Here is a 24,879-nt window from a genome sequence, read left to right on the forward strand (position 1 = left end):
TTTGCCCTGTAGCAATAGTCGTCATCGGAGGATGAGCATGCCGGAGGCGTCCGGATCGGTGTCGCGTGCCCTGCGCACGGCACCACCCGACCAGTTGGCGGAGACCGCGGACGCGGTGCTGCGCCACACGCTCGGCGCCGCGCGTGCGGAGGTGTTCGTCGCCGACTACCGTTCCAGCGGGCTGTGGCCGGTGCTGGATCCGGAGCGCCCGGACGGCGGCCCACTCCGTTCCCACGGTGTGGCGCAGCGCTGCTTCAGCAGCCAGGAGCCGGTGTTGGACACCGCGGACGACGGCCGGTGCCGTGCCTACCTGCCGCTGTCGGTGTGGGGCGAACGGCTCGGGGTGCTGATGGTCGATCTGCCCGCCGTGCCGGACGCGGCGACGGTGGCGGCGGCCCGCGACGCCGCCGGCGACCTGGCGGTGGCGATCCGGGCGGCCGACCGGGAGACCGACCGCTACCGTCGGGCGCGTCGCCGGGAGCGGCTCAGCATGGCCGCCGAGATGCAGTGGGACCTGCTGCCGGGGCGCAGCGTCCGGCACGGTGACGTGCTGCTGGCCGGGCAACTCGAACCGGCGTACACGGTGGGCGGTGACCACTTCGACTGGTCCGTCGACGGGGACCGGCTCACCGTGACGGTGCTCAACGGCGCCGGCAACGGGCTGTCCGCGTCCCTGCTCACCGCCGTGACCGTCAACGCGATGCGCAACGCGCGCCGCTCCGGCGGCAGCCTGGTGGAGCAGGCGGAGCTGGCCTCCGACACGATCTTCTACCAGCACCGGGGGAGCCGGCACGTGGCCACGCTGCTGTTGGAGCTGGACGGGCGGCGGGGCGTGGTCCGGGCGGTGGACGCCGGTTCCCCGCACGTGCTGCGGCTGCGCGGCGGCCGGGTCACCCCGGTCACATTGGACCAGCAGTTGCCGCTGGGCATGTTCGCCGAGACGCGTTACGCGGTGCAGGAGTTCGGTCTGGAGCCGGGCGACCGGCTCTTCGTGGTCAGCGACGGGGTGTACGCGGCGGAGCCGGACGAGCAGGAGCCCTACGGCACGCGGGCGATGGCGCGGGCGATGCGGTCCACTCGGTTGCAGCCGGCCACCGAGGCAGTTGGTACGGTGATGCGCGAACTGCACGCGTACCATGCCGACGCGGATCTCCGCGACGACGCGGTCGTCGTCTGCCTGGACTGGCGCGGTTCCAGCCGGCCGGACGACGCCTCGCGGCGGTGACCGGAGCGGCGGGGCGAACACGAGCGGGACGATCGCAGGGGACAACGGTGGAGCGACCTCCGAATCTTGCCGCGGCCGTCGAGGCGGCTGCCGAGGCGCTCGTCGGTGTGCTCGACTCGGCCACCTCGCGGCACAACCTCAGCGTCTCGCCCACCCAGTTGCGGGTGCTGTCGCTGATCATGTCGCACCCCGACACCAACGTGAACCGGCTGGCCGAGCTGCTGGACGTGGTGCCCTCGTCGGCGAGCCGGCTCTGCGACCGGTTGGAGGCGGTGGGGTTGCTGCGCCGGGTCGCCGACCCGCGGGACCGGCGCGAGGTGCGGCTCCTGCCCACGAACGCGGCGGAGTCGCTGCTGCGCGAGTTGCAGGAGCGGCGGCACCGGGCGGTGCAGGCGGTGCTCGACCGGATGCCCAACCGGGTGCAGCACGAGTTGTTGCTGGCGTTGCTGGCGTTCGGTCAGGCGGCGAGCGTGACCGCGCCGCAGGCCGGTTCCGACTCCACCGCCCGCACGGCCTGACCAGCGCGCCCGTCCGCTCCATCACTATCCTAGGACGCTCTACGCGATGTGACGGTCCCCACCGTCGCCACGCTGAGCAGCCACGCAGCACGGCACCGGGGACGGAGCGGGAAGCCCGATATAGTGGCAGCGCAACTGGCCGGCCCGTGATCGCAGCGATCCCGGGCCGCATCGGGAAGGTCCCAGCCCGGGATCGCAGAAGCTGCCGGCGTCTGACCGGCCGGCAACGCGCACGTTCCTCCGGCGGCCGTTCGTTCGGCTGCCGGACCGTGCTGCGGAGGGAGGGTGAGGGGTGTCGCGTCGGCCGGCTCCAGAGGAGCACCCGGGGGATGCGGCGACGGTCGCGGCGGATCGCGTCCTCACGTTGCCGAACCTGATCAGCTTCGTCCGGCTGCTGGGCGTGCCGCTGTTCCTCTACCTCTTCCTGGTGGTCCGCGCCGACGTGGTCGCCATCGTGGTGCTGGCCGTGGGCGGCACCAGCGACTGGGTGGACGGCTGGATCGCCCGTCGCCTGCGACAGGTGAGCCGGTTGGGGGAGCTGCTGGACCCGCTGGCCGACCGGCTGTACATCCTCGCCACGTTGCTCGCGTTCACCGCCCGGGACGTGGTGCCCTGGCAGTTCACCGCGGCGCTGCTGGCCCGGGAGCTGCTGCTGCTCGGCTCGCTGGGGGTGCTGCGCCGGTACGGCTACGGCCCGCCGCCGGTGCACTACGTGGGCAAGACCGCGACGTTCCTGCTGCTGGCGGCGTTCCCGCTCCTGCTGCTCGCCGACGCCGCGCCGGGCGTGGCCACCGCCGCCGGGGCGATCGGCTGGGGGCTGGCCTGGTGGGGCCTGGTCCTCTACTGGGCCGCCGGGGCGATGTACGTGGTGCAGGCGCGCCGGCTGGTGCGGGCGATGCGGGCCCGGCGCGCGGGAGCGCCGGCGTGACGGCGGCGCCGCCGCGGGACGGGGAACGCGACCCGTCGGCGCGGGTGTACGCACCGGACTTCCTGACCGAACTGTTCCGTAATCCGCTGGACCCGGGGTACGGGGACGCCGCGGCGCGGCGTGCGACCGGCCCGGTGTCCCGGGTGCGGCAGGTGCTGGCCCGACCGGTGGGTCTGGTGGTCCTGGCGGTGATCGGGTTCCTGTTCGCGGTGGCGTACCAGGAGACGATGGCGGAGGAGCCGAGTCGGGCGACGGCGCGGGCCGGGTTGATCGCGGAGATCAAGCAGCGGGAGGCGGAGACCGACCGGTTGACCCAGCGGGCCGAGCAGTTGCGTGAGGAGGTCGGCCGGCAGCGGGACGCGGCGTTGAGCGGCTCGCAGGCGTCCCGGTTGCGCACTCTTGAGGCGGGGACCGGTCTGGGGCGGGTGCGGGGCGACGGTGTGGTGGTGCGGTTGGTGGACGCGCCGCGTGACAAGGACGCGGTCACGGGTGCGGAGGCGGGCCCGTCGCAGGTGTTGTACTCGGACCTGCAGAAGGTGGCGAACGGTCTGTGGGCGGCGGGCGCGGAGGCCGTGGCGATCAACGGGCAGCGGCTGACGGCGACGTCGACGATCCGGCAGGCCGGTGAGGCGATCCTGGTGGACTACCGGCCGGTGACGAGTCCGTACGAGGTGCAGGCGATCGGGCCGGGGTCGATGCGGGACCGGTTCGACGAGGGTCGGGCGGCGGCGTTGATGCGTGAGGTCGCGAAGACGACGGGGTTGTCGTTCGGGGTGAAGGAGGTCGACGACCTCACCCTGCCGGCGGCTCCTGAGCCACGGCTACGCTACGCCGAGCCGTCGGCGAGTCCGAGTCCGGTGCCGTCGGGTTCGGGTGTCGCGGGCTCGTCCAGTCCCGGGCCGTCCGGCTCGGGTGTTTCTCCCAGTCCCTCCGGAGGTGGCCGATGATCGCGGTGCTGGCGTTGCTCGCCGGGGTGGTGCTGGGGGTGTATCTGGACCCCACGGTGCCGGCGGCGTTGCAGCCGTATCTGCCGATCGCGGTGGTGGCCGCGTTGGACGCGGTGTTCGGTGGGGTGCGGGCGAAGCTGGACCGGATCTTCGACGACAAGCAGTTCGTGGTGTCGTTCATCTCGAACGTGCTGGTGGCGGGGCTGATCGTGTATCTGGGTGACCAGTTGGGGGTGGGCGGTCAGTTGTCCACCGGTGTGGTGGTCGTGCTCGGGGTGCGCATCTTCGGGAATGTGGCGGCGATCCGCCGGCACCTGTTCCGGGCGTAGGTTGGTGGCGATGAGCGAGGAGCACAGGGAGACGGGTACGGGTTGGCCGTCGCCGGCGGGGCCGGAGCGGCCGGCGGGTCCGGCGGGTGAGCCGGACCCGCGTCCGGACGCGCCCGATCCGGACGAGTTGAGCCCGTTGGCGCCGGTCGAGCCGGTCGAGCGGGAGGACGTGCCGGCGCCGGCGGAGGAGCCGGGGGCCGCGGCGGATCGTGCGCCGGTGTCCCGGCGGTTGACGTCGGCGGGCGCGATGATCGCGGTGCTGCTGGCGTTGTTGGGGTTCACGTTGGTGGTGCAGTTGAAGACGACGTCGACGGATCCGACGCTCGCGGCGACGCGGGAGGAGGACCTGGTCCGGATCTCGTCGGATCTGGATTCGCGGGAGCGGCGGCTGCGGCAGGACATCGAGGCGTTGGAGGAGAGTCAGCGCCAGTTGCGCTCGGGTGAGCAGGGTCGGCAGGCGGCGTTGGAGGAGGCGACGCGGCGGGCGGACGAGCTGGGCATCCTGGCGGGGACGCTGCCGGCGGTGGGCCCGGGGCTGGAGGTGCGGTTCTCGGGGCCGGACAAGGCGATGTCGTCGACGCGGATCCTGGACGCGGTGCAGGAGTTGCGGGGTGCCGGCGCGGAGGCGATGCAGATCCAGGGTGCGGACGGCACCGCGGTGCGGATCATCGCGTCGACGTATTTCGTGGACGCGTCGGGTGGGGGTCTGGTGGTGGACGGGCGGCGGTTGAACGGTCCGTACACGATCCTGGTGATCGGTGACCCGGCGACGATGCGTACGGCGTTGAACATTCCGGGCGGGGTGGTCTCATCGGTGCGGGACGCCGCCGGTAACGTGACGTCCGAGGATCGTGAGGTTGTGGAGGTTTCGCAGCTGCACGCGCCGATCAAGCTGGACCATGCCCGGCCGGTTTCCTGACCGGTCGCGGCCCGCGCCGGTTCTCCCGGTGCACCGATGACGAAGGACGCAGTTGGTGATTCCTGAGGATCTGCGGTACACCGCCGAGCACGAGTGGGTCGTCGGTGGTGACGGTGGTGTCGTCCGCGTCGGTATCACGCACTTCGCGCAGGACGCCCTGGGTGACATCGTGTTCGTGCAGCTGCCGGACCCCGGTGCGGTGGTGGCGGCCGGTGAGTCGCTGGGGGAGATCGAGTCGACGAAGAGCGTGTCGGAGATCTACGCGCCGTTGGGCGGCACGGTGTCGGCGCGCAACGAGGCGTTGGTCGACACACCGGAGGTGATCAACACGGATCCGTACGGTGCGGGTTGGTTGGTGGAGATCACTCCGGATGATCCGGCGGCGGTCGAGGGTCTGTTGACCGCTGACGCGTACCGCGAGCTCACCGAGAGCTGAGTTCGTGTCGTGCCGGGCGGCGGTTGGTTCCGCGCGTCCGGTTGCCCTGCATTTCGGCGCTGGCTAGGCTCGCCCAGTCGACCGAGAACCCAATAGTTTGAGCGTTGCGGAATGCGCCTTCCCGGGCATGGGGAGCCAGCCGCCGGGTGTGGGTTCGCCCGGCGGCCAGACCCGCCATTCCCCGACGCCGACCGAACAGATCCGTGAGGTGGTCCCATGACGCGGCCCGACGACGAGTTCCCCCCGCTCGACGTCACTTCGACGCTCAATCTCGGTTCGCTCGACGAAGTGCTGGAGGGGCCGGACACCGATGTGGTGCCGAGCCGCATGTCCGGTTCGTTGCCGCCGGGAATGGCGTTGCTGGTGGTTCGGCGGGGCCCGAATGCGGGTGCCCGGTTCCTGTTGGATCACGATGTGACGACCAGTGGTCGGCACCCGGACAGTGACATCTTCCTCGACGACGTGACGGTGTCGCGGCGGCATGCGGAGTTCCACCGGGACGGTGGCACGTTCACGGTGCGGGATGTGGGCAGCCTGAACGGCACGTACGTGAATCGTGAGCGGGTCGAGGCGGCGACGTTGAGCAACGGTGACGAGGTGCAGATCGGCAAGTTCCGGGTGGTGTTCATCGCCGGTCCGCGCCCGGAGGAGGAGGCCGGCCGGGGGTGAACGAGCCTGCGGCTTCGAGGCCGGCCGGGGCGGCGCGTGCGCCTGCGCTGATGAGTATCGGCGAGGTGTTGGCGCAGTTGCGGGCGGAGTTTCCGGACGTGACGATCTCGAAGTTGCGGTTCCTGGAGGCCGAGGGCCTGGTGGAGCCGCAGCGGACGCCGTCGGGTTACCGGAAGTACGGCTGGGACGACGTGGCGCGGTTGCGGTTCGTGTTGGCCGCGCAGCGGGATCAGTATCTGCCGTTGCGGGTGATCCGGGATCAGTTGGCGCAGTGGGACGGCTCGGATGTGCCGTCGGGGCGGGCGCGGCCGAATCTGGTGGCGGTCGGTCCGGGTGGCGTGGTGCCGGGTCGGGAGTCGGCGGAGCCGGTGGAGTCGCCGGAGGTGCGGCTGGGCCGGGCGGAGTTGATCGCCCGCAGCGGGGTCGACGAGTCGACGTTGGTCGAGTTGGAGCGGCTCGGTGTGCTGGTGTCGGATCCGCCGGGGTGGTACGACGCGGATGCGTTGATCATCGCGAGTGCGGTGGCGGGGTTGGCGGCGTACGGGTTCCAGCCGCGGCATCTGCGGGCGTACCGGTCGGCGGCGGATCGGGAGGTCGGTCTGTTCGCGCAGTTGGTGGCGCCGTTGGCGCGGCAGAGTGATCCGGCGGCGCGGGCGCGGGCGGCGGAGACGGCGCGGGAGTTGATGGCGTTGTCGCAGCAGTTGCACGCGGCGTTGGTGCGGGTGGGGCTGCGGTCGACGTTGGGTCGGTGAGGTGGTCGGTGGGGGTCGGGTGCCGGTGGGTGCCCGGCCCCTTTCGTCGTGGGTGGGCGCGGAAAGATCGGGCGGGGGTGGGCGTGTCGTAGGCTTGCCGGGGTAAGCCCGTCTGTCGAGGCGTGGTGCACGTAGCGCGTGGGACTCTCGCGTCCTGGTCCGTGTACCGTGCAGGGAAGGGCGCGGTGCGCAGGTGACGACGACACGGAGGCGGCGGTGCGCGAGCTGAGCGTGGTCGGAGTTCGGGTGGAGTTGCCGAGCAACCAGCCGATCGTCCTGCTGCGGGAGGTCGAGGGGGACCGCTATCTGCCGATCTGGATCGGCGCGGTCGAGGCGACGGCCATCGCCTATGAGCAGCAGGGGGTCAAGCCGGCGCGGCCGTTGACGCATGATCTTCTGCGGGATGTGTTGGCGGCGTTGCAGGCGCCGTTGCAGGCGGTGGAGATCACCGAGTTGAAGGAGAACGTCTTCTACGCGGACCTGCTGCTGGGTGACGGGGTGCGGGTGTCGGCGCGGCCGAGTGACTCCATCGCGTTGGCGTTGCGGGTGGGTGCGCCGATTCGTTGTGCGGAGCAGGTCCTGAGTGAGGCGGGGATCGTGATTCCGGACGAGCAGGAGGACGAGGTGGAGAAGTTCCGGGAGTTCCTGGAGCAGGTGCGTCCGGAGGATTTCGCGGGCTGACCGGTGGCCGGCCGGGTGGCCGGGGGTGCGCGGCGGTGGTTGTCACGGTGGTGGCGGCTGGCCGCCGTGTGTGCTGTCGTGGTTCGGTGGCGCGGCGTGTCGGGTGTCTCCTGTCGGCGTTGTCGGTGGCGCGGCGTTAGGGTTGCCGTGTCGAGGGGTGCGCGTACGGGGAAGTCGACGTGGCACCGCACGGGCGGGGAGGTTGGTCCGGATGCACGAGCCGCGGGATCCTGGTCCGAATTCGGAGCAGCAGGCGGGTGTGGGGCCCGAGTCGTTCGGTGACGGCGAGGTGGGTTACCGGGGTGTGACCGCGTGTTCGGCGGTGGGCATCAGTTACCGGCAGTTGGACTACTGGGCGCGGACGTCGCTGGTGGTGCCGAGTGTGCGGGACGCGTCGGGTTCGGGGACGTCCCGGTTGTATTCGTTCCGCGACCTGGTGGTGTTGAAGGTCGTGAAGCGGTTGTTGGATGCCGGGGTGTCGTTGCAGAACATCCGTCGGGCGATCGAGGCGTTGCGGTCGCGTGGGGTGGACGATCTGGCGGGCATCACGTTGATCTCCGATGGGACGACGGTGTACGAGTGCCGGTCGCCGGAGGAGGTGGTCGATCTGTTGCAGGGTGGCCAGGGCGTGTTCGGCATCGCGATCGGTGGGGCGTTCAAGGAGATCCAGGGTTCGTTGTCGCATCTGCCGGCGGAGCCGGTGGGTGGGTCGGGTCGGGAGGTTCCGGTGGAGCCGGAGCCGGAGGCGGATTCGGTGGGGGACGAGTTGGCGGCGCGTCGTGCGCGGCGTCGGGCCGGGTGATTCGTCAGCGTCTCGTATGTGGGATCGCGTCGTGGCTTTTCGGCCCGGCGCGATCTGTCGTTTGATGACGGTGCGTGGTCGTGGTGGGGTGTGCGGGGTGGGTCCGGGGGTCGGTGTCGGGTCGCGTCGGTGGTGGGCGGGATGTGCGCAGGTCGCGATGGGTAGCCGCGCAGTGTCCGAAAGAGACGGTGGGTGGGCCGGATGGGTGGGGTGGGTGCGTCGCCTCGGGCCGTTTCGTTGACTGTCCGTAGTTGAGGGTTGTCGGGATTCTGATAGGGCCGGCGTGAACGGTGGCGGCGGGCACGCTATGGTCCGTCACTGTCGTCGACGTGTTGATGTCACGGTGTGTGATGTTGCGTCGACTGGCGTTGTCCCTGCCGCGGCGTTGCCGCGGACCCCTTGGCGGAAGGACCGAGCATGACGGTGACGAATGAGACCACCCCGATCTCCCACTACGACCGCATCGGCGGCGCGGCGGCGGTGAAGGCGGCGGTGGAGCTGTTCTACGACCGGGTGTTGGCGGATCGGGAGTTGGCCGGCTACTTCGCCGACGTGGACATGGTGGCGCAGCGGCGGCATCTGGCGTTGATGCTGGCGGTGGTGCTGGGTGGGCCGAACGAGTACGCGGGCCGGGAGTTGGCCGAGGCGCACCAGCCGTTGGGTATTCCGGGGGCGCACTACGCGAAGGTCGGTGAGCACCTGAGCGCCACGTTGGTGGAGTTGGGGGTGCCGGCGGAGGTGATCGCCGACGTGCAGGTGGTGTTGGGCCAGGTGCGGGGTCAGATCGTGTCGGCGGGGAACGCCTGAGCGTGGACGCGGATCGGCTCAAGCAGAGCTGGTCGGTGGTCGCCGGGCACGGTGACCAGGTGCCGCTCTACTTCTATTCGACGTTGTTCCTGGCGCATCCGGAAACCCGGCAGATGTTCCCGACGAACATGGCCGGGCAGCGGGACCGGCTGGTGTCGGCGTTGGGGCACATCGTGTCGCATGTGGACCAGGTGGATCGGCTGGTCGGTTTCCTGCGGCAGCTGGGCGCGGATCACCGCAAGTTCGCGGTGCGCGCCGAGCATTACCCGGCGGTCGGCGAGGCGCTGGTGGAGACGCTGCGGCATTTCTGCGGTGACGGCTGGTCCGAGGAGTTGGCCGCCGACTGGGCGGCGGCGTACGGGTTGGTCGCCCGGGTGATGACGGAGGCCGCGCAGGCGGCGGAGGCGCATTCGCCGCCGTGGTGGGTGGCGGAGGTGTTGACCCATGAGCAGCGCACGTTCGACGTGGCGGTGTTGACGGTGCGACCGCAGTACCTGTTGCCGTTCACGCCGGGTCAGTCGATCGGGGTGTCGCATCCGGCGGTGCGGTCGTGGCGGTACTACTCGCCGGCGAACGCGCCGCGCGCGGACGGCACGGTGGAGTTGCACGTGCGGGCCGCGCCGGGGGGCGCGGTGTCGTCGCGGTTGGTGTACGGGTGCGCGGCGGGTGACCAGATCCATCTGGCGGCGCCGGTGGGGGACGGGTTGACGTTGCGGCGGGCCGGGTCGTCGGATCTGCTGTTGTTGGCCGGTGGGACCGGTTGGGCGCCGGTGAAGGCGTTGGTGGAGCAGGTCGCGGCGGAGGGTTCGGGCCGGCGGGTGGACCTGTATGTGGGGGCGCGGTCGAGGTTGGAGTTCTACGACAGCGAGGCGATCGACAAGGTGGCCGCGTCGCATCCGTGGTTGCGGGTGTCGTATGTGGCGGGGTCGGATCCGGTGCGGCCGGGTGAGCCGGCGCGGGTCGTGGACCGGGTGTTGGCCGACGGGGACTGGCGGTCACGGCACGTGTACCTGTGCGGGTCCGACGAGATGGTGAGTCATTCGGTGGCGGCGTTGACGGGGGCCGGTTACCGGTCGGGTCAGCTGCACCACGAGGGTTTCGGCAAGCAGTGGTACGGGCCGGCGTGGCGTGCCGTGGCGGCCTCTGACGAGTCCGGAGCGGCCCGGTGAGCGTGAGGAGTGAGCCGGGGTTGCGTGCCCCGCAGTCGCGAACGGAGACGGCCCGGTGAGCGTGAGGAGTGAGCTGGGTTTGCGAGCCCCGCAGTCGCGAACGGAGATGGTCCGATGAGTGCGGCCCCGATCAGTGGTTACGACGCGCAGCAGGTGTCCGGCGCGGTGCAGGTGCGGTTGACCTCGGACCGGGTGCGGCGGTGGGAGTTCGGGTCGGCGGCGTTCACCCGCCGTGGCTATGAGCAGGCCGACGTGGACCGGTTCCGGATGCAGGTGGCCGACGAGTTGGATCTGCTGGCCACCCAGGTGGCGAATCTGCGGGCGGAGAACGAGCGGCTCAACGACCATCTGGAGTTGCACCGGCACGGGGTGATTCCGAGTGCCGACAAGCCGGTGCGGCCGGCGGCCAAGGAGGTCAATCTGTTGTCGGCGGCGCAGCGGGAGGCGGAGCAGATCATCGCGCAGGCTCACGACTACGCCCGTCGGGTCGCCGAGTACGCCCGGGCGCAGTACGAGAGTTATCTGCGGGCGGCGGCGGAGGAGGCGAAGCAGGAGGCCGAGCGGGCGGTGATGGAGTATCGGCGTGCCGCCGGTGGCGATGCGGACGATTCGGTGGCCACGCGGGAGGCGTTGCGGATCTTCGGGGAGATGATGATGTCGCACATGCGGGCGGCGGCCCGGCATCTCGACGACGGCAGTGAGCAGTTGGCGCGGACGATGGAGCGTCTCGCGCGGGAGGCGCCGCCGGTTGGCGGGGGTGCGCCGCAGCCGGCGTTGCCGCGTCACCAGCGGTGAGTGCCGGTCCGGCCCGCCGTGGGGCGGGTGGGCCGGACCGGCGGGGGCCGGACGTGGTGGGTCAGCCGGTGAGCGCGTCGACGGCGTCGGCGATGGGGGTGTCGCCGGCGACGAGTTCGAGGGTGTGCCCGGCGGTGTCGGGGTTCTGGAGCAGGGCCAGCAGCACCCGGGCGACGTCGGCGCGGCTGATCGCGCCGGGTGGGACGTGCCGGGCGAGGGTGATGCGGCCGGCGGGTTCGTCGTCGGTGAGCCGGCCGGGCCGTAGCACGGTGACGTCGAGGTCGCGGCCGGTGACGTCGTCTTCGGCGGCTTTCTTGGCCCGCAGGTAGGCCGCCCATACGTCGTCGGTGTCGGGGGCGGGTGGGTCGTCGACGCCCATGGCGGACACCAGCAGGTAGCGGCGGACGCCGGCGCGGACGGCGGCGTCGGCGAGCAGCACGGCGGCGCCCCGGTCGACGGTGTCCTTGCGGTCGGCGCCGCTGCCGGGGCCGGCGCCGGCGGCGAACACCACCGCGTCCGCGTCGGTGAGGTGCGTGGCGAGGGTGTCGACGTCGGTGTGTTCGAGGTCGCAGACGACGGGTTCGGCGCCGGCGGCGCGCAGCGCGGCGGCGTGGTCGGGGTTGCGGATCAGTCCGAGTGGGGTGTCGCCGCGTCCGGCGAGGTCCCGTTCCAGCAGCTTGGCGATCTTGCCGTGGCCTCCGGCGATGACGACGCGCATGTGCTCAACCTAGCCCGCCGGTGGCTGCCGTGCCGGGTGACCGGCTTCGGTGATCGTGAGGTTGGCGGCACGATCCGCCGCGCGTCACCCACCGCCAACTTCATGATCAACGCCGGGGGTGGGGGCGAAGGGTGGGCGGGCGGGGGCGGGCGAGGCAGCATGGTGGGGTGAGTGAGGCGTTCGAGGTGTTGGCCGGGCTGGTGGCCGGCGGGGGTGTGGTGGTGCTCAGCGGCGCCGGCTTGTCCACCGAGTCGGGCATTCCGGACTATCGGGGGCCCAGTGGCGCGGCGCGCCGGCACACCCCGATGACCTACCAGGCGTTCACCCGGGACCCGGCGGCGCGGCGGCGCTACTGGGCGCGCAGCCACCTGGGGTGGCGGACCATCGTCCGGGCGGCGCCCAACGACGGGCACCGGGCGGTGGCCCGGTTGCAGCACGCGGGGCTGCTCGGCGGCATCATCACGCAGAACGTCGACGGGCTGCACACCGCCGCCGGCGCGACCGGTGTGATCGAGTTGCACGGCCGGCTCGACGAGGTGACGTGCCTGCACTGCGGCAACCTGACCGGCCGTGACGAGCTGCACCGGCGGTTGACCGAGGCGAACCCGGGGTTCGACGCGCGGGTGGCGCACGTCAACCCCGACGGCGACGTGGAGCTGCCGGACGAGGCGGTGGCCGGGTTCCGGGTCGTCGATTGCGGGGTGTGCGGCGGCGGCATGCTCAAACCGGACGTGGTGTTCTTCGGCGAGACGGTGCCGGCGCCCCGGGTGGCGGACTGTTTCGCCCTGGTGCAGGAGGCCCGGGCGTTGCTGGTGCTGGGGTCGTCGTTGACGGTCATGTCGGGGCGCCGGTTCGTGTTGCGGGCGGCGAAGCTCGGCGTTCCGGTGGCGATCGTCAACCAGGGCGTCACCCGTGGTGACGGGTACGCGACGGTGCGGCTGGACGCGCCGTTGGGCGCCACGCTGACCGCGTTGGCCGCCGGGCTGGCCGAGCCGGCGCCGGTGTGATCACACACCCTGGGACATGAGCCGGAAACACGGCCGCTGGTAGCGTGGGGGGTGCCGGTACCACCCACGTGGGAGAGACCGTCGACCCGACGGCGCCGAAGGGGCAGATTCTCCCCGGAACCTCTCAGGCAAAAGGACCACGTGGGCAGGCGCTGTGGAGCGCGTCAGCGCGACTCAGGGGGAGGCCGACCCGTCGACCTCGCCCCCGCAAGGAGCGCCGCGCATGACCGCTGAGCAGTTCGCCGACCGGCACATCGGCCCCGGCCCGGACGACGAGCGCCGCATGTTGGAGGCCGTCGGCTACGGCTCCGTCGACGAGCTGATGGACGCGGCGATCCCCGAGGTGATCCGCTGGCACGGCACCCTGGACCTGCCGGCGCCGGCCAGTGAGCGGGAGGCGATCGCCGAGCTGCGCGCGCTCGCCGCCCGCAACACGGTCGCCGTGTCGATGATCGGCCTGGGCTACCACGGCACGCACACCCCGGCGGTGATCCGCCGCAACGTGTTGGAGAACCCGGCCTGGTACACCGCCTACACGCCGTACCAGCCGGAGATCAGTCAGGGCCGGCTGGAGGCGTTGCTGAACTTCCAGACCATGGTCACCGATCTGACCGGGTTGGCCACGGCGAACGCGTCGATGCTCGACGAGGGCACCGCCGCGGCGGAGGCGATGACTCTCGCCCGCCGCGCGTCGAAGAGCAGGAGCCCGGTGTACGTGGTGGACGCCGACGCGTTGCCGCAGACCATCGCCGTGATCACCAGTCGCGCCGAGCCGCTCGGTATCCAGGTGCGGGTCGTCGACGTGGACGCCGAGGAGTTGCCGGCGGAGTTCTTCGGCCTGCACCTGCAGTACCCGGGCGCGTCCGGGGTGGTCCGGGACCACGCGCCGCTGGTCGAGGCGGCGCACGCCGCGGGCGCGTTGGTGACCGTCGCGGCGGACCTGTTGGCGTTGATGCTGCTGCGTGCGCCCGGGGAGATCGGCGCGGACATCGCCGCCGGCACCACCCAGCGGTTCGGGGTGCCGATGGGCTTCGGTGGGCCGCACGCCGGCTACCTGGCGGTGCGCGCCGGCCTGGAGCGGATGCTGCCGGGCCGCCTCGTCGGGGTGTCCCGCGACGCGGACGGCAACCCGGCGTACCGGCTGGCGTTGCAGACCCGCGAGCAGCACATCCGGCGGGAGAAGGCGACCAGCAACATCTGCACCGCGCAGGTGCTCCTGGCGGTGATGGCCGGCATGTACGCGGTCTACCACGGTCCGGACGGGCTGCGTGCCATCGCCCGGCGTACCCATGGGGCGGCGGCGCGGTTGGCGGCCGGGCTGCGCGCCGGTGGCGTGCAGGTCGCGAACGTCGCGTTCTTCGACACGGTCACCGCGACCGTGCCGGGTCGCGCCGCCGAGGTGGTGGCCGCGGCGGCGGCCCGCACGGTGAACCTGCGGCTGGTCGACGCCGACCGGGTCGGGGTGTCCTGCGACGAGACGACCACCGACGCGCACCTTCGGGCGGTGTGGGCGGCGTTCGGCGTCGACGGTGTCGACGGTGACGTGGAGGTGGCGCTGCCCGACGGGTTGGCCCGCACCGGCGACGTGCTCACCCACCCGGTGTTCCGCAGTCACCACTCGGAGACGGCGATGCTGCGGTACCTGCGGCGGCTGGCCGACTTCGACTACGCGCTGGACCGGGGCATGATCCCGTTGGGGTCGTGCACGATGAAGCTCAACGCCACCACCGAGATGGAGCCGGTCACCTGGCCGGAGTTCGCGCACCTGCATCCGTTCGCGCCGGACGCGCAGACCGCCGGCTACCGGGAGCTGATCGGCCAGTTGGAGGGTTGGCTGGCGGAGGTGACCGGCTACGACGCGGTCAGTGTGCAGCCCAACGCCGGGTCGCAGGGGGAGCTGGCCGGGCTGCTGGCGATCCGCGCCTACCACCGGGAGCGCGGTGCGGGGCACCGCGACGTGTGTCTGATCCCGTCGTCGGCGCACGGCACGAACGCCGCGTCGGCGGTGATGGCCGGCATGCGGGTGGTCGTGGTGGGCTGCGACGCCGACGGCAACGTCGACCTGGTCGACCTCGACGCGAAGATCGACAAGCATCGGGACGCCCTCGCGGCGATCATGGTGACGTACCCGTCGACGCACGGGGTGTACGAGACGGGCATCGCGCAGTTGTGCGCGAAGGTCCACGACGCCGGCGGTCAGGTGTACGTCGACGGGGCGAACCTCAACGCGCTGGTCGGGTTCGCCAAGCCGGGGAAGTTCGGGGCGGACGTGTCGCACCTGAACCTGCACAAGACGTTCTGCATTCCGCACGGCGGCGGCGGCCCGGGGGTGGGTCCGGTGGCGGTGCGCGCGCACCTGGCGCCGTTTCTGCCCGGCGATCCGGTCGGCGCGTCCGTCGACGGCCGGCCGGCGATCTCCGCGGCCCGGTACGGGTCGGCGGGGATCCTGCCGATCCCGTGGGCGTACCTGCGGATGATGGGCGCGGACGGCCTGGCGCGGGCCACCGGCGTGGCGGTGCTGGCCGCGAACTACGTGGCGGTGCGGCTGCGGGCGCACTTCCCGGTGCTGTACGCCGGCAACAAGGGCCTGGTGGCGCACGAGTGCATCCTGGATCTGCGGCCGTTGACGAAGGCGACCGGGGTGAGCGTCGACGACGTGGCGAAGCGGCTGATCGACTACGGGTTCCACGCGCCGACGATGTCGTTCCCGGTGGCCGGCACGTTGATGGTGGAGCCGACCGAGAGTGAGGACCTGGCCGAGCTGGACCGGTTCTGCGACGCGATGATCGCCATCCGCGCGGAGATCGACAAGGTGGGCTCGGGGGAGTGGCCGGCGGGCGACAACCCGCTGTCGAACGCGCCGCACACGGCGGCGATGGTGTCCGGCGACGAGTGGCCGCACGCGTATCCGCGGTCGGTGGGCGCCTACCCGGGGGCGGTGGAGCGGGCGGGGAAGTACTGGCCTCCGGTGCGGCGCGTCGACGGCGCGTACGGCGACCGGAACCTGGTCTGCTCGTGTCCGGCGCCGGAGGCGTTCGAGGATTGAGGGCGTTCACGCCGGGGCGGTGGTGGATCGCCGCCCCGGCCGGCGCGCCGACGGTGTCCGTTCGGCGCGTACGCTCACTGACGCTGCGTGAGCGCTCAGGCGACGAGGGCGTGGCGGGCCGGTCCCCGGTGCGGGGCGATGGTCCGCCCGTCGGGGAGCAGCTCACCGGTGTCCTCGAAGATGATGACGCCGTTGCAGAGCAGGCTCCAGCCCTGCTCAGGAAAGCAGGCGAGGACGCGGGCGGCTTCGCGGTCGGTCGCGTCGGCGGAGGGGCAGGTGGGTTGGTGCTGACACATCGGGTTCTCCGGACTGTGGGGGCACTGTGTCATGGTTCACATGACCAGTGACGCACAGTACCAAGCGAAACCGCGCGCCATCGAGCAAGGTCGCGGCTTGTTCACCCAGAATCGGCTGAACGGATGAGGCGGAACGGTCCACACGGTGTGGAAGCGCTCCCACACGTGCCGGTCGCGGTGCCCGGCGCGCCCCCCGGCTGTCGGTCCCGACTGGTCGAGACCGCCCGGTTGCAGTGGCGCGTCGGCGACGGCGGCGACCCCGCCGACCTGGCGCAACGCTTCCTCACCGCGCACGGCGTCGGCGTCGACGACCTGACCCGGCCCGGCCGGCACACCCCCGACGGGCCGTGCGGGGCGGCGCTGTTCCTGTCCGCCGCCGCCGGCGCGTACGCCGTCGGCGCGCCGACCGGTGCGCCCACGCCCGTGCCGGCGCTGCCCGACCTGGTCGTGGTGGTCTACCACCACGGCGACCGCCCGCACCGGGCGCCGCCGCCGACCCGCTGGCGACTGGGGGACTGGCGGGACAGTTGGACCCCGGCCGCGCACGCCGCCGCCGTCGAGGCGGTCCGCGCCGCCATCGCCCGCGGCGACGTCTACCAGGTCAACGTCGTCGGGCACGCCGCCGCCGACTACGCCGGCGACCCCCGTCCGGCGCTGCTCCGCCTCGCCGCGCTGCCCGGCGCCCGCTACGGCGGCGCCCTCACCGGGCCCGGCTGGGCGTTGGGCTGCGCCTCCCCGGAGACGCTCGTCGCGATCGAACACGGCCGGCTGGTCACCCGCCCGATCAAGGGCACCCGCCCGGCCACCGCCGCCGGCCGCCGTGACCTGCTCACCTCCGCCAAGGAACGCGCCGAACACGTCATGATCGTCGACCTGGAACGCAACGACCTGGCCCGGGTGGCCCGCACCGGCTCCGTCCGCGTCGACGAGCTGTTCGCCGTACGCCGCTGGTGCGACCTGTGGCAGGCCGAGTCGACGGTGTCCGCGGCGCCCGCCGACGGCCTGGGCCTGGCCGACCTGCTGCGCGCGCTGTGCCCCGGCGGGTCGGTCACCGGCGCGCCCAAGCACGCCGCGCTCGCCCAGGTGGCGGCGCGGGAGCCGGTCGGCCGCGGCGCCGGCATGGGCGCGCTGGGCTGGGTCGGGCCGGACCGGCTCGACCTGGGACTGACCATCCGCACCGCCGCCGCCGACGCCCACCGGCTGCACCTGTGGGCCGGCGGCGGCATCACCTGGGACAGCGACCCCGCCGCCGAGGTCGCCGAGGCCGCCGCGAAGGCCGCCCCGGTACGCGCGCTGCTGGCCGCCGGCTGACCGCCGGCGGTTCAGGCGGCGGCGAACGCGTCCAGGGCGGCCACGACCCGCTCGCCGATGCCGTGGCCCTGGCCGTGCCCGCCGGACTCGACGATCTCCAGCCGGGCGTCCGGCCAGTCCTGGGTCAACCGCCACGCGATGTCGGGCGGACCGCTGACGTCCAGCCGGCCCTGCACGAGGACCCCGGGGATGCCGGTGAGCCGGCCGGCGTCGCGCAGCAACTGCCCGTCGGTCAGGAAACCCAGGTTCGCGAAGTGGTGGGTGACCAGCCGGGTGAACCCGTACCGGAACACCGGGTCGGCGTAGCGCAGGCTGGGCGCGTACCCGCCGGCGAGCGAGACGTGCACGTCCTCCCAGTCACACCAGTCGCGCGCCGCCCGCTCCCGCACCGCCGGGTCGGGATCGTTGACCAGCCGGGCGTACGCGGCGGCCAGGTCGCCGTCCCGGTCGGCCTCGGGCACCCCGTCGCGGAAGCGCGCCCACTCCTGCGGGAACACCCGGCCCATGTCCCGGGTCACCCACTCGATCTCGCGGCGGGTGTTGGCCACCACGCTGAACAGCACCAACGCGGTGACCCGCCGCGGGTGCGCCTGCGCGTACGCCAGGGACAACGCCGAACCCCACGACGCGCCGCACAGCAGCCACCGGTCCACGCCCAGGTGCGCGCGCAGCGCCTCCATGTCGGCCACCAGGTGGGCGGTGGTGTTCACCGACAGGTCGGTCGCCGGGTCGGCGGCCGGCGGGGTGCTGCGCCCGCAGCCACGCTGGTCGAACAGCACGACCCGGTAGGCGGCCGGGTCGAACAGCTGCCGCCACGACGCGCCGGCGCCCGAGCCGGGACCGCCGTGCACGACCAGCGCCGGCCGCCCGTCCGGATTGCCACAGGTTTCCCAGTACACGCGTTGGCCGTCGCCGACGTCCAGGTGACCCGACGCGTACGGCTCGATCGGGGGATACATGTCCGCGGTCCTCCCACCACCGGAAACAACAGCGCTGTTACATTAGCGGACGTGACCGCCCCCCACCGCGACGCCCTCGGCACCCTGCTGCGCCACGTCCTGGAACTGCTCGACGGCGACGTCGCCGCCGTCCACGACCGACTCGGCCTCACCGACTACCGGCCCCGCTACTCACCCGTGGTCCGCGTCCTCGTCACCGACGGACCCCTGCCCATCCGCGACCTCGCCGAGCGCGTCGGCGTCACCCACTCCGCCGCCAGCCAGACCGTCGCCGGCATGCGCCGCGCCGGCCTGGTCACCCTCACCCCCGGCACCGACGCCCGCCACCGCATCGTCACCCTCACCGACCGCGCCCGCGCGCTGCTGCCCGCCGTCGAAGCCGAATGGGCCGCCACCACCGCCGCCATGCGCCACCTCGACACCGAACTGCCCGTCCCGCTCGCCGACGAGCTGTACGCCGTGCTCACCGCGCTGCGCCACCGCCCGCTGCGCGACCGCATCGCCGACACCGGGCTGCTCCCACCGGCGGGTGGGCACCCCGGGCCGGTAAGCAACGGATAGCCTTCCGGGCATGACTATGCGCCCGATCCGGATCATCGGCGACCCCGTCCTGCGCACCCCCAGCGAACCGGTCACCACCTTCGACGCCGAACTCCGCGCCCTCGTCGCGGACCTGATGGACACCCTGCTCGGCGCGCCCGGCCGCGCCGGCGTCGCCGCCCCCCAGATCGGCGTCAACGCCCAGGTCTTCGTCTACGGCGCCGACGGCCACCTCGGCCACCTCGTCAACCCCACCTTGGAACTGTCCGAGGAACTCCAGGACGACGACGAGGGCTGCCTGTCCATCCCCGGCCTCTACTTCCCGACCCCCCGCGCGTTGCACGCCACCGCCCACGGCCACGACCAGCACGGCGAACCCCTCACCATCACCGGCAGCGGCTTCCTCGCCCGCGCCCTGCAACACGAGACCGACCACCTGCACGGCCGCCTCTACGTCGACACGCTGCGCGGCGACACCCGCCGCCGGGCGCTACGGGAGATCCGCGCCGGCCGGTTCGACTCACCCAGCCGGGCCCGCTGACACCCCGCCCGACCCGCCGGCCACCCGCGTCAACGCGCACTCGGTGAACCCCGCGACCCGGGTGAAACCCAACCGCCCGTACAACCGCACCGCCGCGGCGTTGTCCGCCCGCACGTTCAGCGTCACATGATCCACCGACGCCCGCAGCCGCGCGCACAACGCCGCCACCACACCCGCGCCCAGACCACGCCCCCGCACGTCCGGATGCGTCGTCACGTTCCCCACCGCCGCCACCCGCCACCGCGGCGACCACACGTGCACCCCCGCCACCGCCACCAACCGGCCACCCTCGCGCACCCCCACATACTGGCCGGTGTCCACCATCCGCGGATCGAACCAGTTCCCCGGATACGCCACCGCGTACAACTCCCGCAACTGCGGCAGGTCCGCCCGACCCAACGGCTCACCCACCGCCGGCACCGCCGCCAACCGCACCGGATCCGTCAACACCATCCGATCGTGCGCCGCCGCGTCCGACACCCCGTACCACCGCGCCACCGTCGCCTCCAGACCAGGGGACAGGTGCGCCCACAACCGCGCCGGCAACACCGGCGCCACCGCCACCAACAACCCCGACAACGCCGCCACCCGATCCGGCGCCGCGAACGCCAACAACGTCGGCAACTCCACCCCGTGGTACAGCAACACCACCTCGTCACCCGAGCGGAACCACGACGTGTACGGCCAGAAGAAATCGTCCAGATCACCCAACTGGTACGCGTGCAACACCGGATCCCGACCCAACAACCCGGCCAGCACCGCCCGGTCATGCTCCGCCCGCACCGCCATCACCGCACCGCCGACCACTGGTCGTAACCCAACCGCGCCACCAACGCCAGCACCACCACCAACAACACCACCCGCACGAACCCCGCACCCCGCCGCAACGCCATCCGCGCACCCACCACCGCCCCGGCCACGTTGCACACCGCCATCGCCGCCCCCAACCACCACCACACGTGCCCCGTCAGCCCGAACACCACCAGCGCCCCCAGATTCGTCCCCGCGTTCACCACCTTCGCCATCGCCGACGCGTGCACGAAATCCGCACCCACCAACGCCGTGAACACCAACACCAGAAACGTGCCCGTACCCGGACCGATCAACCCGTCGTACAACGCGACACCCAACCCCGCCACCGCCACCGCCACCACCACCCGCCACCGGGTCCGCCGCGCCGGCGACGCCACCACCCCCAACCGCGGCCGGGCCACCACGAACACCGCCACCGCCACCAACACCACGAGCACCACCGGCCGGTACGCCCCCGCCGGCACCGCACCCGCCAACGCCGCACCCAACCCGGCCGTCACCACCGCCAACCCCGCCGCCGGACCCGCCACCGCCCAGTCCAGCTTCGTCCGCCGCGCATACGTCACCGCCGCCGTCGACGTACCGAAGATCGCCGCCAACTTGTTCGTCCCCAACGCCGTCGCCACCGGCACCCCCGGCGCCGCCAGCAACAACGCCGGCAACAGCAGCAACCCGCCACCACCCACCACCGCGTCCACCCACCCCGCCAACGCGGCAGCGGCCAGCAACGTCGTCAACGACCCGGCATCCACGGCCGCATTCTGCCCACCCCGCCGCCACCGGCGGGCACCCCTGTGGCCAGCCTCACCGCCCCCGACGACGCCGCAACCACAACCCCACCGACGCCACCGCCACGAACACCAGCACCGAACAGCACAACAGCTTCAGCATCCGCCCAGCCTGCCACCACCACGTAGGGTGTGCAGGTGCGCCTGGCCACCTTCAACCTGCTGCACGGCCGCTCCCTCACCGACGGGCTCGTCGACCCCGACCGACTCACCGCCGCCGTCACCGCCCTCGACGCCGACGTGCTCGCCCTCCAGGAAGTCGACCGCGACCAGACCCGCAGCGGCAAACTCGACCTCACCGCCCTCGCCGCCCACGCCCTGCACGCCGACCACCACCGCTTCGCCGCCGCCGTCGTCGGCACCCCCGGCGAACACTTCCGCCCCCTCACCCACGACGACGACGGCCACGGCGAACCCCTCTACGGCGTCGGCCTCATCAGCCGCCACCCCGTCCGCTCCTGGCAGGTCACCCGCCTACCCGCCGCGCCCGTCCGCTCACCCATCTACATCCCCGGCCCCGGCGGCGGACTCGTCCTGCTGCGCGACGAACCCCGCGTCGTCCTCGCCGCCGTCCTCGACACCCCTCACGGCCCGCTCACCGTCGCCGCCACCCACCTGTCCTTCGTCCCCGGCTGGAACGTGTGGCAACTGCGCCGCGTCGTCCGCGCCCTGCGCGCCCTACCCGCCCCGCGCATCCTGCTCGGCGACCTCAACCTCCCCGCCGGCCCCGCCGCCGCGCTGTCCCGCTGGCGCCCCCTGGCCCGCCGCCCCACCTACCCGGCCGGACAACCCCGCGTCCAGCTCGACCACATCCTCGCCGACCCCCACCACCTCGACCGGCTCCCACCCGTCACCGCCGTCGCCACGCCACCGTCCACCATCTCCGACCACCGCCCCCTCGTCGTCGACCTCGGCTGACCAGCCGCCGACGACGCCCGGTCACCAGTCGTCCACGACCTCGAGCCGGACGGCTCCATCGCGGGTGCCCACGGCCAGAACGGCCCCGTCGGACGCGTACTCCACGGCGGTGACCGGACCGTACCGGCCGTCGAGAGTGTGCACCGGCAAGCCGTTACTGGCGTCGAAGATCCGCACCCGGCCGTGGCCGTCGCCCACAGCCATGCTGTTCCTGATCAGCGGATTGAACGCGACGACCGCAGGACCGGCATCGCTGCGCAGAAAACGCACCCGACGGCCGTTACTGGCATCCCAGATGCCCGGCGGCGCGCCCGCCGCGACGACGGCAAGGGTGTTCCGGGTCAACGGGTCGAACCGGATCGACGTGACCCGCCCCGGTATCCGTTCCCCGACGCTGACGCGGGCGCCGTCGCTGCTGCTCCAGACCTCCAGGGCACCGTCGCCGCCGGCCGCCAGATCGCCCTCGTTGTGGCAGTCGAACGCCAGCGCGGTGATGTCGGCCAGCCCGGTGTGCAGTTCCCGCACGAGCCGGCCGGTGTCCGTCCGCAGGATCCGCACCGTCCCGCCCCCGCCGACGGTCGCGACGATCCCACGCCGACGCGGATCGAACGCGAAGACCATCCTGCTTCCGGCGGCCCGGCCGGCGATGCTGAGGACAGGCTTGCCGTCCGTGGTGTTCCACAGCCGCAACAAACCGTTCGTGCCGGCCGTCGCCAGCACATTGCGGTTCAGCGGATCGAACTGCACATCAGTGACCTGCTCGTCACCGGTGACGAGAATATGGCGCCGCACGACCGTGCGGGTGTCCCAGACCTCCACCACCCCGCCCGCACCGGTCACGGCGAGATCGCCGGTGGCGAACCTGCCGAACCGGCTGACGGCCACAAGCGTCGACACTGCCGGCCCGGCGACACGGATCCCGCCGGCGGCGCCGGCCGGATCGTGGCGACCCGTCAACGCCCCGGGCCGCGGCACGCTCATACCGAACAGCACCAGGACCACCGCCGCCCCCACCCCCAGCACAGGTCGCGGCACCCGCCGCAGCAGCACAGCGCCGGCACGTGCCCGATGCCGGATCCCGGACCGGCCGCCGCCCGCGCGCGCCCCCACGACCGCCTCCTGACCGGCCGGCTGCGCTGACCCCTCCGGCACCGGATGCGGACGCGGCGACGACGGCACGGCTCGGGCGCCGCGGGACGCCGCCGCACGCGCCTGCTCCCAGCGCACGACCCACTCCGCCGGATCACCACCGCACGCCCGCACAAAGGCCTCGACCGTCTCCCACTGCGCAATGTGGTCGCCGCCCGCGGCTTCGGCCAACGCGGTCCGGGAACGCCCGGTCCGGCGAGCCATCTGCAGATACTTCGGAGACCCGGCGGCGACCCGCAAGGCACGCAACTGCATCGCGAAGGCGGCGGCGGGCCCGGACGACGCATCAAGCGGACGCTCCGTACGCGACATGCCCCCAGCGTGCCGATAGGCCGTCGCCCCGCGCAATAGACCGTCGCCGCCGCCGACGGCCACACCGCGGCATACAACCGGTGGAACCTGACCGACAAACGTCATCGAGGAGCACCGATGCGCCGATCCCCACGGCTGCTGCACGCCGCCGCAGCACTTGCCCTCTCCACGTCCGCCCTGACCGCCCTGACCAGCACGACCGCCCACGCCGCGCTGCCCAACTGCAACCAGTGGGCGACGAACTGGGGTAACGAACCCAGGCCGAGGATCCCCACCTACGGCAGCGGCAACTGGGACTGTGTGATGGGCTCCGGAAACGTCTCAGAAGGCGTGTGGGCCCTGCAATACACCATGAAGTACTGCTACGAGCAGAACATCACCGTCGACAAGGTGTTCGGAGCCCAGACCCGCTCGGCGCTGATCAACGTACAACGCCAGGTCGGCGCCACAGCCGACGGCGTCTACGGCCCCGCCACCCGATCCCGGATGCAATGGGCCCGCGCCACAGGACCCGACAACAGCTGCATCCCCGTCGGCTGAGGCACACCGCCGCCGCGAAACACACCCTGCCCCGGCCCGCCGGCCGCCACGACCGGCGGGCCCGCCCATGTCACCCCAACCCCACCCGCCGCCGCGCCGCCTGCACCGCGTTACGGAACAACATCGCCACCGTCGTCGGACCCACCCCGCCCACCCGCGGCGTGATCGCACCCGCCACCGCGGCACACGACTCGTCCACATCCGGCAACAACCGCCGCCCCTCGTACCGCACCCCACCACCGACCACCACCGCACCCGGACGCACATGCTCCGGCCGCACGATCCCCGGCACCCCCGCCGCCGCCACCAGGATCTCCGCCCGCCGCGTGTACCGAGGCCAGTCCGCCACCCCCGTGTGCACCACCGTCACCGCCGCGTTCGCCGTCGGCCGCTTCTGCGCCAACAACATCGCCAACGGCCGACCCAACGTCGCACCCCGACCCAGCACCACCACCTCCCGACCCGACACCGGCACCCCGTGGAACGCCAACAACGCCTCGATCCCCGCCGGCGTACACGGCAACGGACCCGGCAACCCCAACGCCAACCGGCCCATGTTCACCGGATGCATCCCGTCCACGTCCTTGTCCGGATCCACCACCGCCAACGCCCGGTCGTAATCCAGACCCCCCGGAATCGGATGCTGCACCAACACCCCGTGCACCCCGGAATCGGCGTTGAAATCCGCCACCACCGCATGCAGGTCCGCCTGCGACGCCGACGCCGGCAAATGCACGTGCGGCGACGCGAACCCCAACGCCGCCGCCTGCCGCTGCTTGATCCGGATGTAACCCGCGCTCGCGTCGTCGTCACCCACCAGCACCGTCGCCAACGCCGGCGTCACCCCCACCGCGCGCAGCTCCGCCACCGACGCGGCCACCTCACCCAACACCCGCTCCGCCACCGGCCCACCCGGCAACAACCGCGCCGACGAACCCGCGACCACCGAAGAAGAAGACATGCG

28 protein-coding genes and 1 riboswitch are annotated in these 24,879 nt (G+C 72.4%); of the genes, 21 read left to right on the forward strand and 7 right to left on the reverse strand.

The window, feature by feature from the left end:
- Window positions 1-37 precede the first annotated feature (37 nt).
- The 14 genes from VKK44_RS13050 to VKK44_RS13115 all read left to right on the forward strand — a co-directional run bounded on the left by VKK44_RS13050 (window position 38) and on the right by VKK44_RS13115 (window position 10,977).
- Window positions 38-1,225 (forward strand): PP2C family protein-serine/threonine phosphatase, encoded by a 1,188-nt coding sequence (locus VKK44_RS13050; protein ID WP_343447757.1) that lies wholly within the window; start codon window positions 38-40, stop codon window positions 1,223-1,225.
- Between the two features lie 47 nt (window positions 1,226-1,272).
- Entirely contained in the window at window positions 1,273-1,743 is a 471-nt protein-coding gene (locus VKK44_RS13055) for a MarR family transcriptional regulator (protein WP_343447206.1), read from the forward strand.
- A 292-nt stretch (window positions 1,744-2,035) separates the two neighbouring features.
- Window positions 2,036-2,671 (forward strand): CDP-alcohol phosphatidyltransferase family protein, encoded by a 636-nt coding sequence (locus VKK44_RS13060; RefSeq protein ID WP_343447207.1) that lies wholly within the window; start codon window positions 2,036-2,038, stop codon window positions 2,669-2,671.
- Window positions 2,668-3,618, forward strand: a complete 951-nt coding sequence (locus tag VKK44_RS13065) for a DUF881 domain-containing protein (protein ID WP_343447208.1) — start codon at window positions 2,668-2,670, stop codon at window positions 3,616-3,618. Before VKK44_RS13060 ends, VKK44_RS13065 begins: the two co-directional genes overlap by 4 nt.
- Entirely contained in the window at window positions 3,615-3,947 is a 333-nt protein-coding gene (locus tag VKK44_RS13070; RefSeq protein WP_007071104.1) for a small basic family protein, read from the forward strand. Before VKK44_RS13065 ends, VKK44_RS13070 begins: the two co-directional genes overlap by 4 nt.
- Before the next feature lie 10 nt (window positions 3,948-3,957).
- On the forward strand, window positions 3,958-4,866 hold the full coding sequence (locus VKK44_RS13075; protein WP_343447209.1) for a DUF881 domain-containing protein: 909 nt from the start codon (window positions 3,958-3,960) through the stop codon (window positions 4,864-4,866).
- 55 nt (window positions 4,867-4,921) lie between these two features.
- On the forward strand, window positions 4,922-5,302 hold the full coding sequence (gcvH, locus tag VKK44_RS13080; RefSeq protein ID WP_343447210.1) for a glycine cleavage system protein GcvH: 381 nt from the start codon (window positions 4,922-4,924) through the stop codon (window positions 5,300-5,302).
- 216 nt (window positions 5,303-5,518) lie between these two features.
- Window positions 5,519-5,971: an oxoglutarate dehydrogenase inhibitor Odhl gene (gene odhI / locus VKK44_RS13085; RefSeq protein ID WP_007071101.1), complete on the forward strand. Its 453-nt coding sequence runs from the start codon at window positions 5,519-5,521 to the stop codon at window positions 5,969-5,971.
- Between the two features lie 50 nt (window positions 5,972-6,021).
- Window positions 6,022-6,723, forward strand: a complete 702-nt coding sequence (gene ftsR, locus VKK44_RS13090) for a transcriptional regulator FtsR (protein ID WP_343447211.1) — start codon at window positions 6,022-6,024, stop codon at window positions 6,721-6,723.
- A 216-nt stretch (window positions 6,724-6,939) separates the two neighbouring features.
- Entirely contained in the window at window positions 6,940-7,404 is a 465-nt protein-coding gene (locus tag VKK44_RS13095) for a bifunctional nuclease family protein (protein WP_343447212.1), read from the forward strand.
- A gap of 211 nt (window positions 7,405-7,615) precedes the next feature.
- On the forward strand, window positions 7,616-8,206 hold the full coding sequence (locus VKK44_RS13100) for a MerR family transcriptional regulator (RefSeq protein WP_343447213.1): 591 nt from the start codon (window positions 7,616-7,618) through the stop codon (window positions 8,204-8,206).
- Window positions 8,207-8,623: 417 nt separating this feature from the next.
- Window positions 8,624-9,013 (forward strand): group I truncated hemoglobin, encoded by a 390-nt coding sequence (locus VKK44_RS13105; protein ID WP_343447214.1) that lies wholly within the window; start codon window positions 8,624-8,626, stop codon window positions 9,011-9,013.
- A gap of 2 nt (window positions 9,014-9,015) precedes the next feature.
- The gene (locus tag VKK44_RS13110) at window positions 9,016-10,182 is read left to right on the forward strand and encodes a globin domain-containing protein (protein WP_343447215.1); all 1,167 of its coding nucleotides are present in this window, start codon (window positions 9,016-9,018) and stop codon (window positions 10,180-10,182) included.
- Between the two features lie 114 nt (window positions 10,183-10,296).
- Complete coding sequence (locus tag VKK44_RS13115) at window positions 10,297-10,977, forward strand: DivIVA domain-containing protein (protein WP_343447216.1); 681 nt, start codon at window positions 10,297-10,299, stop codon at window positions 10,975-10,977.
- Between the two features lie 61 nt (window positions 10,978-11,038).
- Here the strand turns inward: VKK44_RS13115 and VKK44_RS13120 are convergent, their stop codons facing one another.
- Window positions 11,039-11,695 (reverse strand): NAD(P)H-binding protein, encoded by a 657-nt coding sequence (locus tag VKK44_RS13120; protein ID WP_343447217.1) that lies wholly within the window; start codon window positions 11,693-11,695, stop codon window positions 11,039-11,041.
- 167 nt (window positions 11,696-11,862) lie between these two features.
- Between VKK44_RS13120 and VKK44_RS13125 the strand changes: the two genes are divergently transcribed.
- Both VKK44_RS13125 and gcvP read left to right on the forward strand, forming a co-directional pair.
- Window positions 11,863-12,702, forward strand: a complete 840-nt coding sequence (locus tag VKK44_RS13125) for an NAD-dependent protein deacetylase (RefSeq protein ID WP_343447218.1) — start codon at window positions 11,863-11,865, stop codon at window positions 12,700-12,702.
- Window positions 12,703-12,761: 59 nt separating this feature from the next.
- Window positions 12,762-12,852, forward strand: a riboswitch (glycine riboswitch).
- Window positions 12,853-12,925: 73 nt separating this feature from the next.
- Window positions 12,926-15,748, forward strand: a complete 2,823-nt coding sequence (gene gcvP, locus VKK44_RS13130) for an aminomethyl-transferring glycine dehydrogenase (protein WP_343447219.1) — start codon at window positions 12,926-12,928, stop codon at window positions 15,746-15,748.
- Window positions 15,749-15,843: 95 nt separating this feature from the next.
- On the opposite strand, the gene VKK44_RS13135 is transcribed toward gcvP, so the two are convergent.
- Window positions 15,844-16,044: a DUF5999 family protein gene (locus VKK44_RS13135; RefSeq protein ID WP_107157847.1), complete on the reverse strand. Its 201-nt coding sequence runs from the start codon at window positions 16,042-16,044 to the stop codon at window positions 15,844-15,846.
- Window positions 16,045-16,167: 123 nt separating this feature from the next.
- Between VKK44_RS13135 and VKK44_RS13140 the strand changes: the two genes are divergently transcribed.
- Window positions 16,168-17,355: a chorismate-binding protein gene (locus VKK44_RS13140; protein ID WP_343447220.1), complete on the forward strand. Its 1,188-nt coding sequence runs from the start codon at window positions 16,168-16,170 to the stop codon at window positions 17,353-17,355.
- An 11-nt stretch (window positions 17,356-17,366) separates the two neighbouring features.
- Here VKK44_RS13140 and pip read toward each other — a convergent pair whose 3' ends face one another.
- Window positions 17,367-18,314 carry a prolyl aminopeptidase gene (gene pip / locus VKK44_RS13145; protein WP_343447221.1) on the reverse strand — a complete coding sequence of 316 codons (948 nt, stop codon included), beginning with the start codon at window positions 18,312-18,314 and terminating at the stop codon, window positions 17,367-17,369.
- Between the two features lie 51 nt (window positions 18,315-18,365).
- Between pip and VKK44_RS13150 the strand changes: the two genes are divergently transcribed.
- Window positions 18,366-18,875, forward strand: coding sequence for a MarR family winged helix-turn-helix transcriptional regulator (locus VKK44_RS13150; RefSeq protein ID WP_343447222.1), 510 nt, complete (start codon window positions 18,366-18,368; stop codon window positions 18,873-18,875).
- 10 nt (window positions 18,876-18,885) lie between these two features.
- Complete coding sequence (gene def / locus VKK44_RS13155; RefSeq protein WP_343447223.1) at window positions 18,886-19,395, forward strand: peptide deformylase; 510 nt, start codon at window positions 18,886-18,888, stop codon at window positions 19,393-19,395.
- Here def and VKK44_RS13160 read toward each other — a convergent pair.
- Together VKK44_RS13160 and VKK44_RS13165 are read right to left on the reverse strand one after the other, a co-directional pair.
- Complete coding sequence (locus tag VKK44_RS13160) at window positions 19,375-20,184, reverse strand: GNAT family N-acetyltransferase (protein WP_343447224.1); 810 nt, start codon at window positions 20,182-20,184, stop codon at window positions 19,375-19,377. The two genes, def and VKK44_RS13160, sit on opposite strands and share 21 nt — an antisense overlap.
- The gene (locus VKK44_RS13165; RefSeq protein ID WP_343447759.1) at window positions 20,184-20,906 is read right to left on the reverse strand and encodes a sulfite exporter TauE/SafE family protein; all 723 of its coding nucleotides are present in this window, start codon (window positions 20,904-20,906) and stop codon (window positions 20,184-20,186) included. Before VKK44_RS13165 ends, VKK44_RS13160 begins: the two co-directional genes overlap by 1 nt.
- A gap of 228 nt (window positions 20,907-21,134) precedes the next feature.
- On the opposite strand from VKK44_RS13165, the gene VKK44_RS13170 reads away from it, so the two are divergent.
- Entirely contained in the window at window positions 21,135-21,914 is a 780-nt protein-coding gene (locus tag VKK44_RS13170; protein WP_343447225.1) for an endonuclease/exonuclease/phosphatase family protein, read from the forward strand.
- 21 nt (window positions 21,915-21,935) lie between these two features.
- On the opposite strand, the gene VKK44_RS13175 is transcribed toward VKK44_RS13170, so the two are convergent.
- Window positions 21,936-23,375 (reverse strand): helix-turn-helix domain-containing protein, encoded by a 1,440-nt coding sequence (locus VKK44_RS13175; RefSeq protein WP_343447226.1) that lies wholly within the window; start codon window positions 23,373-23,375, stop codon window positions 21,936-21,938.
- Window positions 23,376-23,492: 117 nt separating this feature from the next.
- Between VKK44_RS13175 and VKK44_RS13180 the strand changes: the two genes are divergently transcribed.
- Window positions 23,493-23,915, forward strand: coding sequence for a peptidoglycan-binding domain-containing protein (locus VKK44_RS13180; protein ID WP_343447227.1), 423 nt, complete (start codon window positions 23,493-23,495; stop codon window positions 23,913-23,915).
- A 70-nt stretch (window positions 23,916-23,985) separates the two neighbouring features.
- Here VKK44_RS13180 and VKK44_RS13185 read toward each other — a convergent pair whose 3' ends face one another.
- A complete protein-coding gene (locus tag VKK44_RS13185) occupies window positions 23,986-24,876 on the reverse strand; it encodes a bifunctional 5,10-methylenetetrahydrofolate dehydrogenase/5,10-methenyltetrahydrofolate cyclohydrolase (protein ID WP_343447228.1) in 891 nt (296 codons plus the stop codon).
- Window positions 24,877-24,879: the final 3 nt, after the last annotated feature.

The sequence above is a fragment of the Micromonospora sp. DSM 45708 genome (assembly GCF_039566955.1).
Classification (GTDB): Bacteria; Actinomycetota; Actinomycetes; order Mycobacteriales; family Micromonosporaceae; genus Micromonospora.

Bases quoted from the DNA above. Each gene is read 5' to 3' on its own strand.
- VKK44_RS13050 (WP_343447757.1), top strand. From the start codon at position 38: ATGCCGGAGGCGTCCGGATCGGTGTCGCGTGCCCTGCGCACGGCACCA.
- VKK44_RS13070 (WP_007071104.1), top strand. From the start codon at position 3,615: ATGATCGCGGTGCTGGCGTTGCTCGCCGGGGTGGTGCTGGGGGTGTAT.
- VKK44_RS13075 (WP_343447209.1), top strand. From the start codon at position 3,958: ATGAGCGAGGAGCACAGGGAGACGGGTACGGGTTGGCCGTCGCCGGCG.
- odhI (WP_007071101.1), top strand. From the start codon at position 5,519: ATGACGCGGCCCGACGACGAGTTCCCCCCGCTCGACGTCACTTCGACG.
- ftsR (WP_343447211.1), top strand. From the start codon at position 6,022: ATGAGTATCGGCGAGGTGTTGGCGCAGTTGCGGGCGGAGTTTCCGGAC.
- VKK44_RS13100 (WP_343447213.1), top strand. From the start codon at position 7,616: ATGCACGAGCCGCGGGATCCTGGTCCGAATTCGGAGCAGCAGGCGGGT.
- VKK44_RS13105 (WP_343447214.1), top strand. From the start codon at position 8,624: ATGACGGTGACGAATGAGACCACCCCGATCTCCCACTACGACCGCATC.
- VKK44_RS13115 (WP_343447216.1), top strand. From the start codon at position 10,297: ATGAGTGCGGCCCCGATCAGTGGTTACGACGCGCAGCAGGTGTCCGGC.
- VKK44_RS13120 (WP_343447217.1), bottom strand. From the start codon at position 11,695: ATGCGCGTCGTCATCGCCGGAGGCCACGGCAAGATCGCCAAGCTGCTG.
- gcvP (WP_343447219.1), top strand. From the start codon at position 12,926: ATGACCGCTGAGCAGTTCGCCGACCGGCACATCGGCCCCGGCCCGGAC.
- VKK44_RS13135 (WP_107157847.1), bottom strand. From the start codon at position 16,044: ATGTGTCAGCACCAACCCACCTGCCCCTCCGCCGACGCGACCGACCGC.
- VKK44_RS13140 (WP_343447220.1), top strand. From the start codon at position 16,168: ATGAGGCGGAACGGTCCACACGGTGTGGAAGCGCTCCCACACGTGCCG.
- pip (WP_343447221.1), bottom strand. From the start codon at position 18,314: ATGTATCCCCCGATCGAGCCGTACGCGTCGGGTCACCTGGACGTCGGC.
- def (WP_343447223.1), top strand. From the start codon at position 18,886: ATGACTATGCGCCCGATCCGGATCATCGGCGACCCCGTCCTGCGCACC.
- VKK44_RS13160 (WP_343447224.1), bottom strand. From the start codon at position 20,184: ATGGCGGTGCGGGCGGAGCATGACCGGGCGGTGCTGGCCGGGTTGTTG.
- VKK44_RS13175 (WP_343447226.1), bottom strand. From the start codon at position 23,375: ATGTCGCGTACGGAGCGTCCGCTTGATGCGTCGTCCGGGCCCGCCGCC.
- VKK44_RS13180 (WP_343447227.1), top strand. From the start codon at position 23,493: ATGCGCCGATCCCCACGGCTGCTGCACGCCGCCGCAGCACTTGCCCTC.
- VKK44_RS13185 (WP_343447228.1), bottom strand. From the start codon at position 24,876: ATGTCTTCTTCTTCGGTGGTCGCGGGTTCGTCGGCGCGGTTGTTGCCG.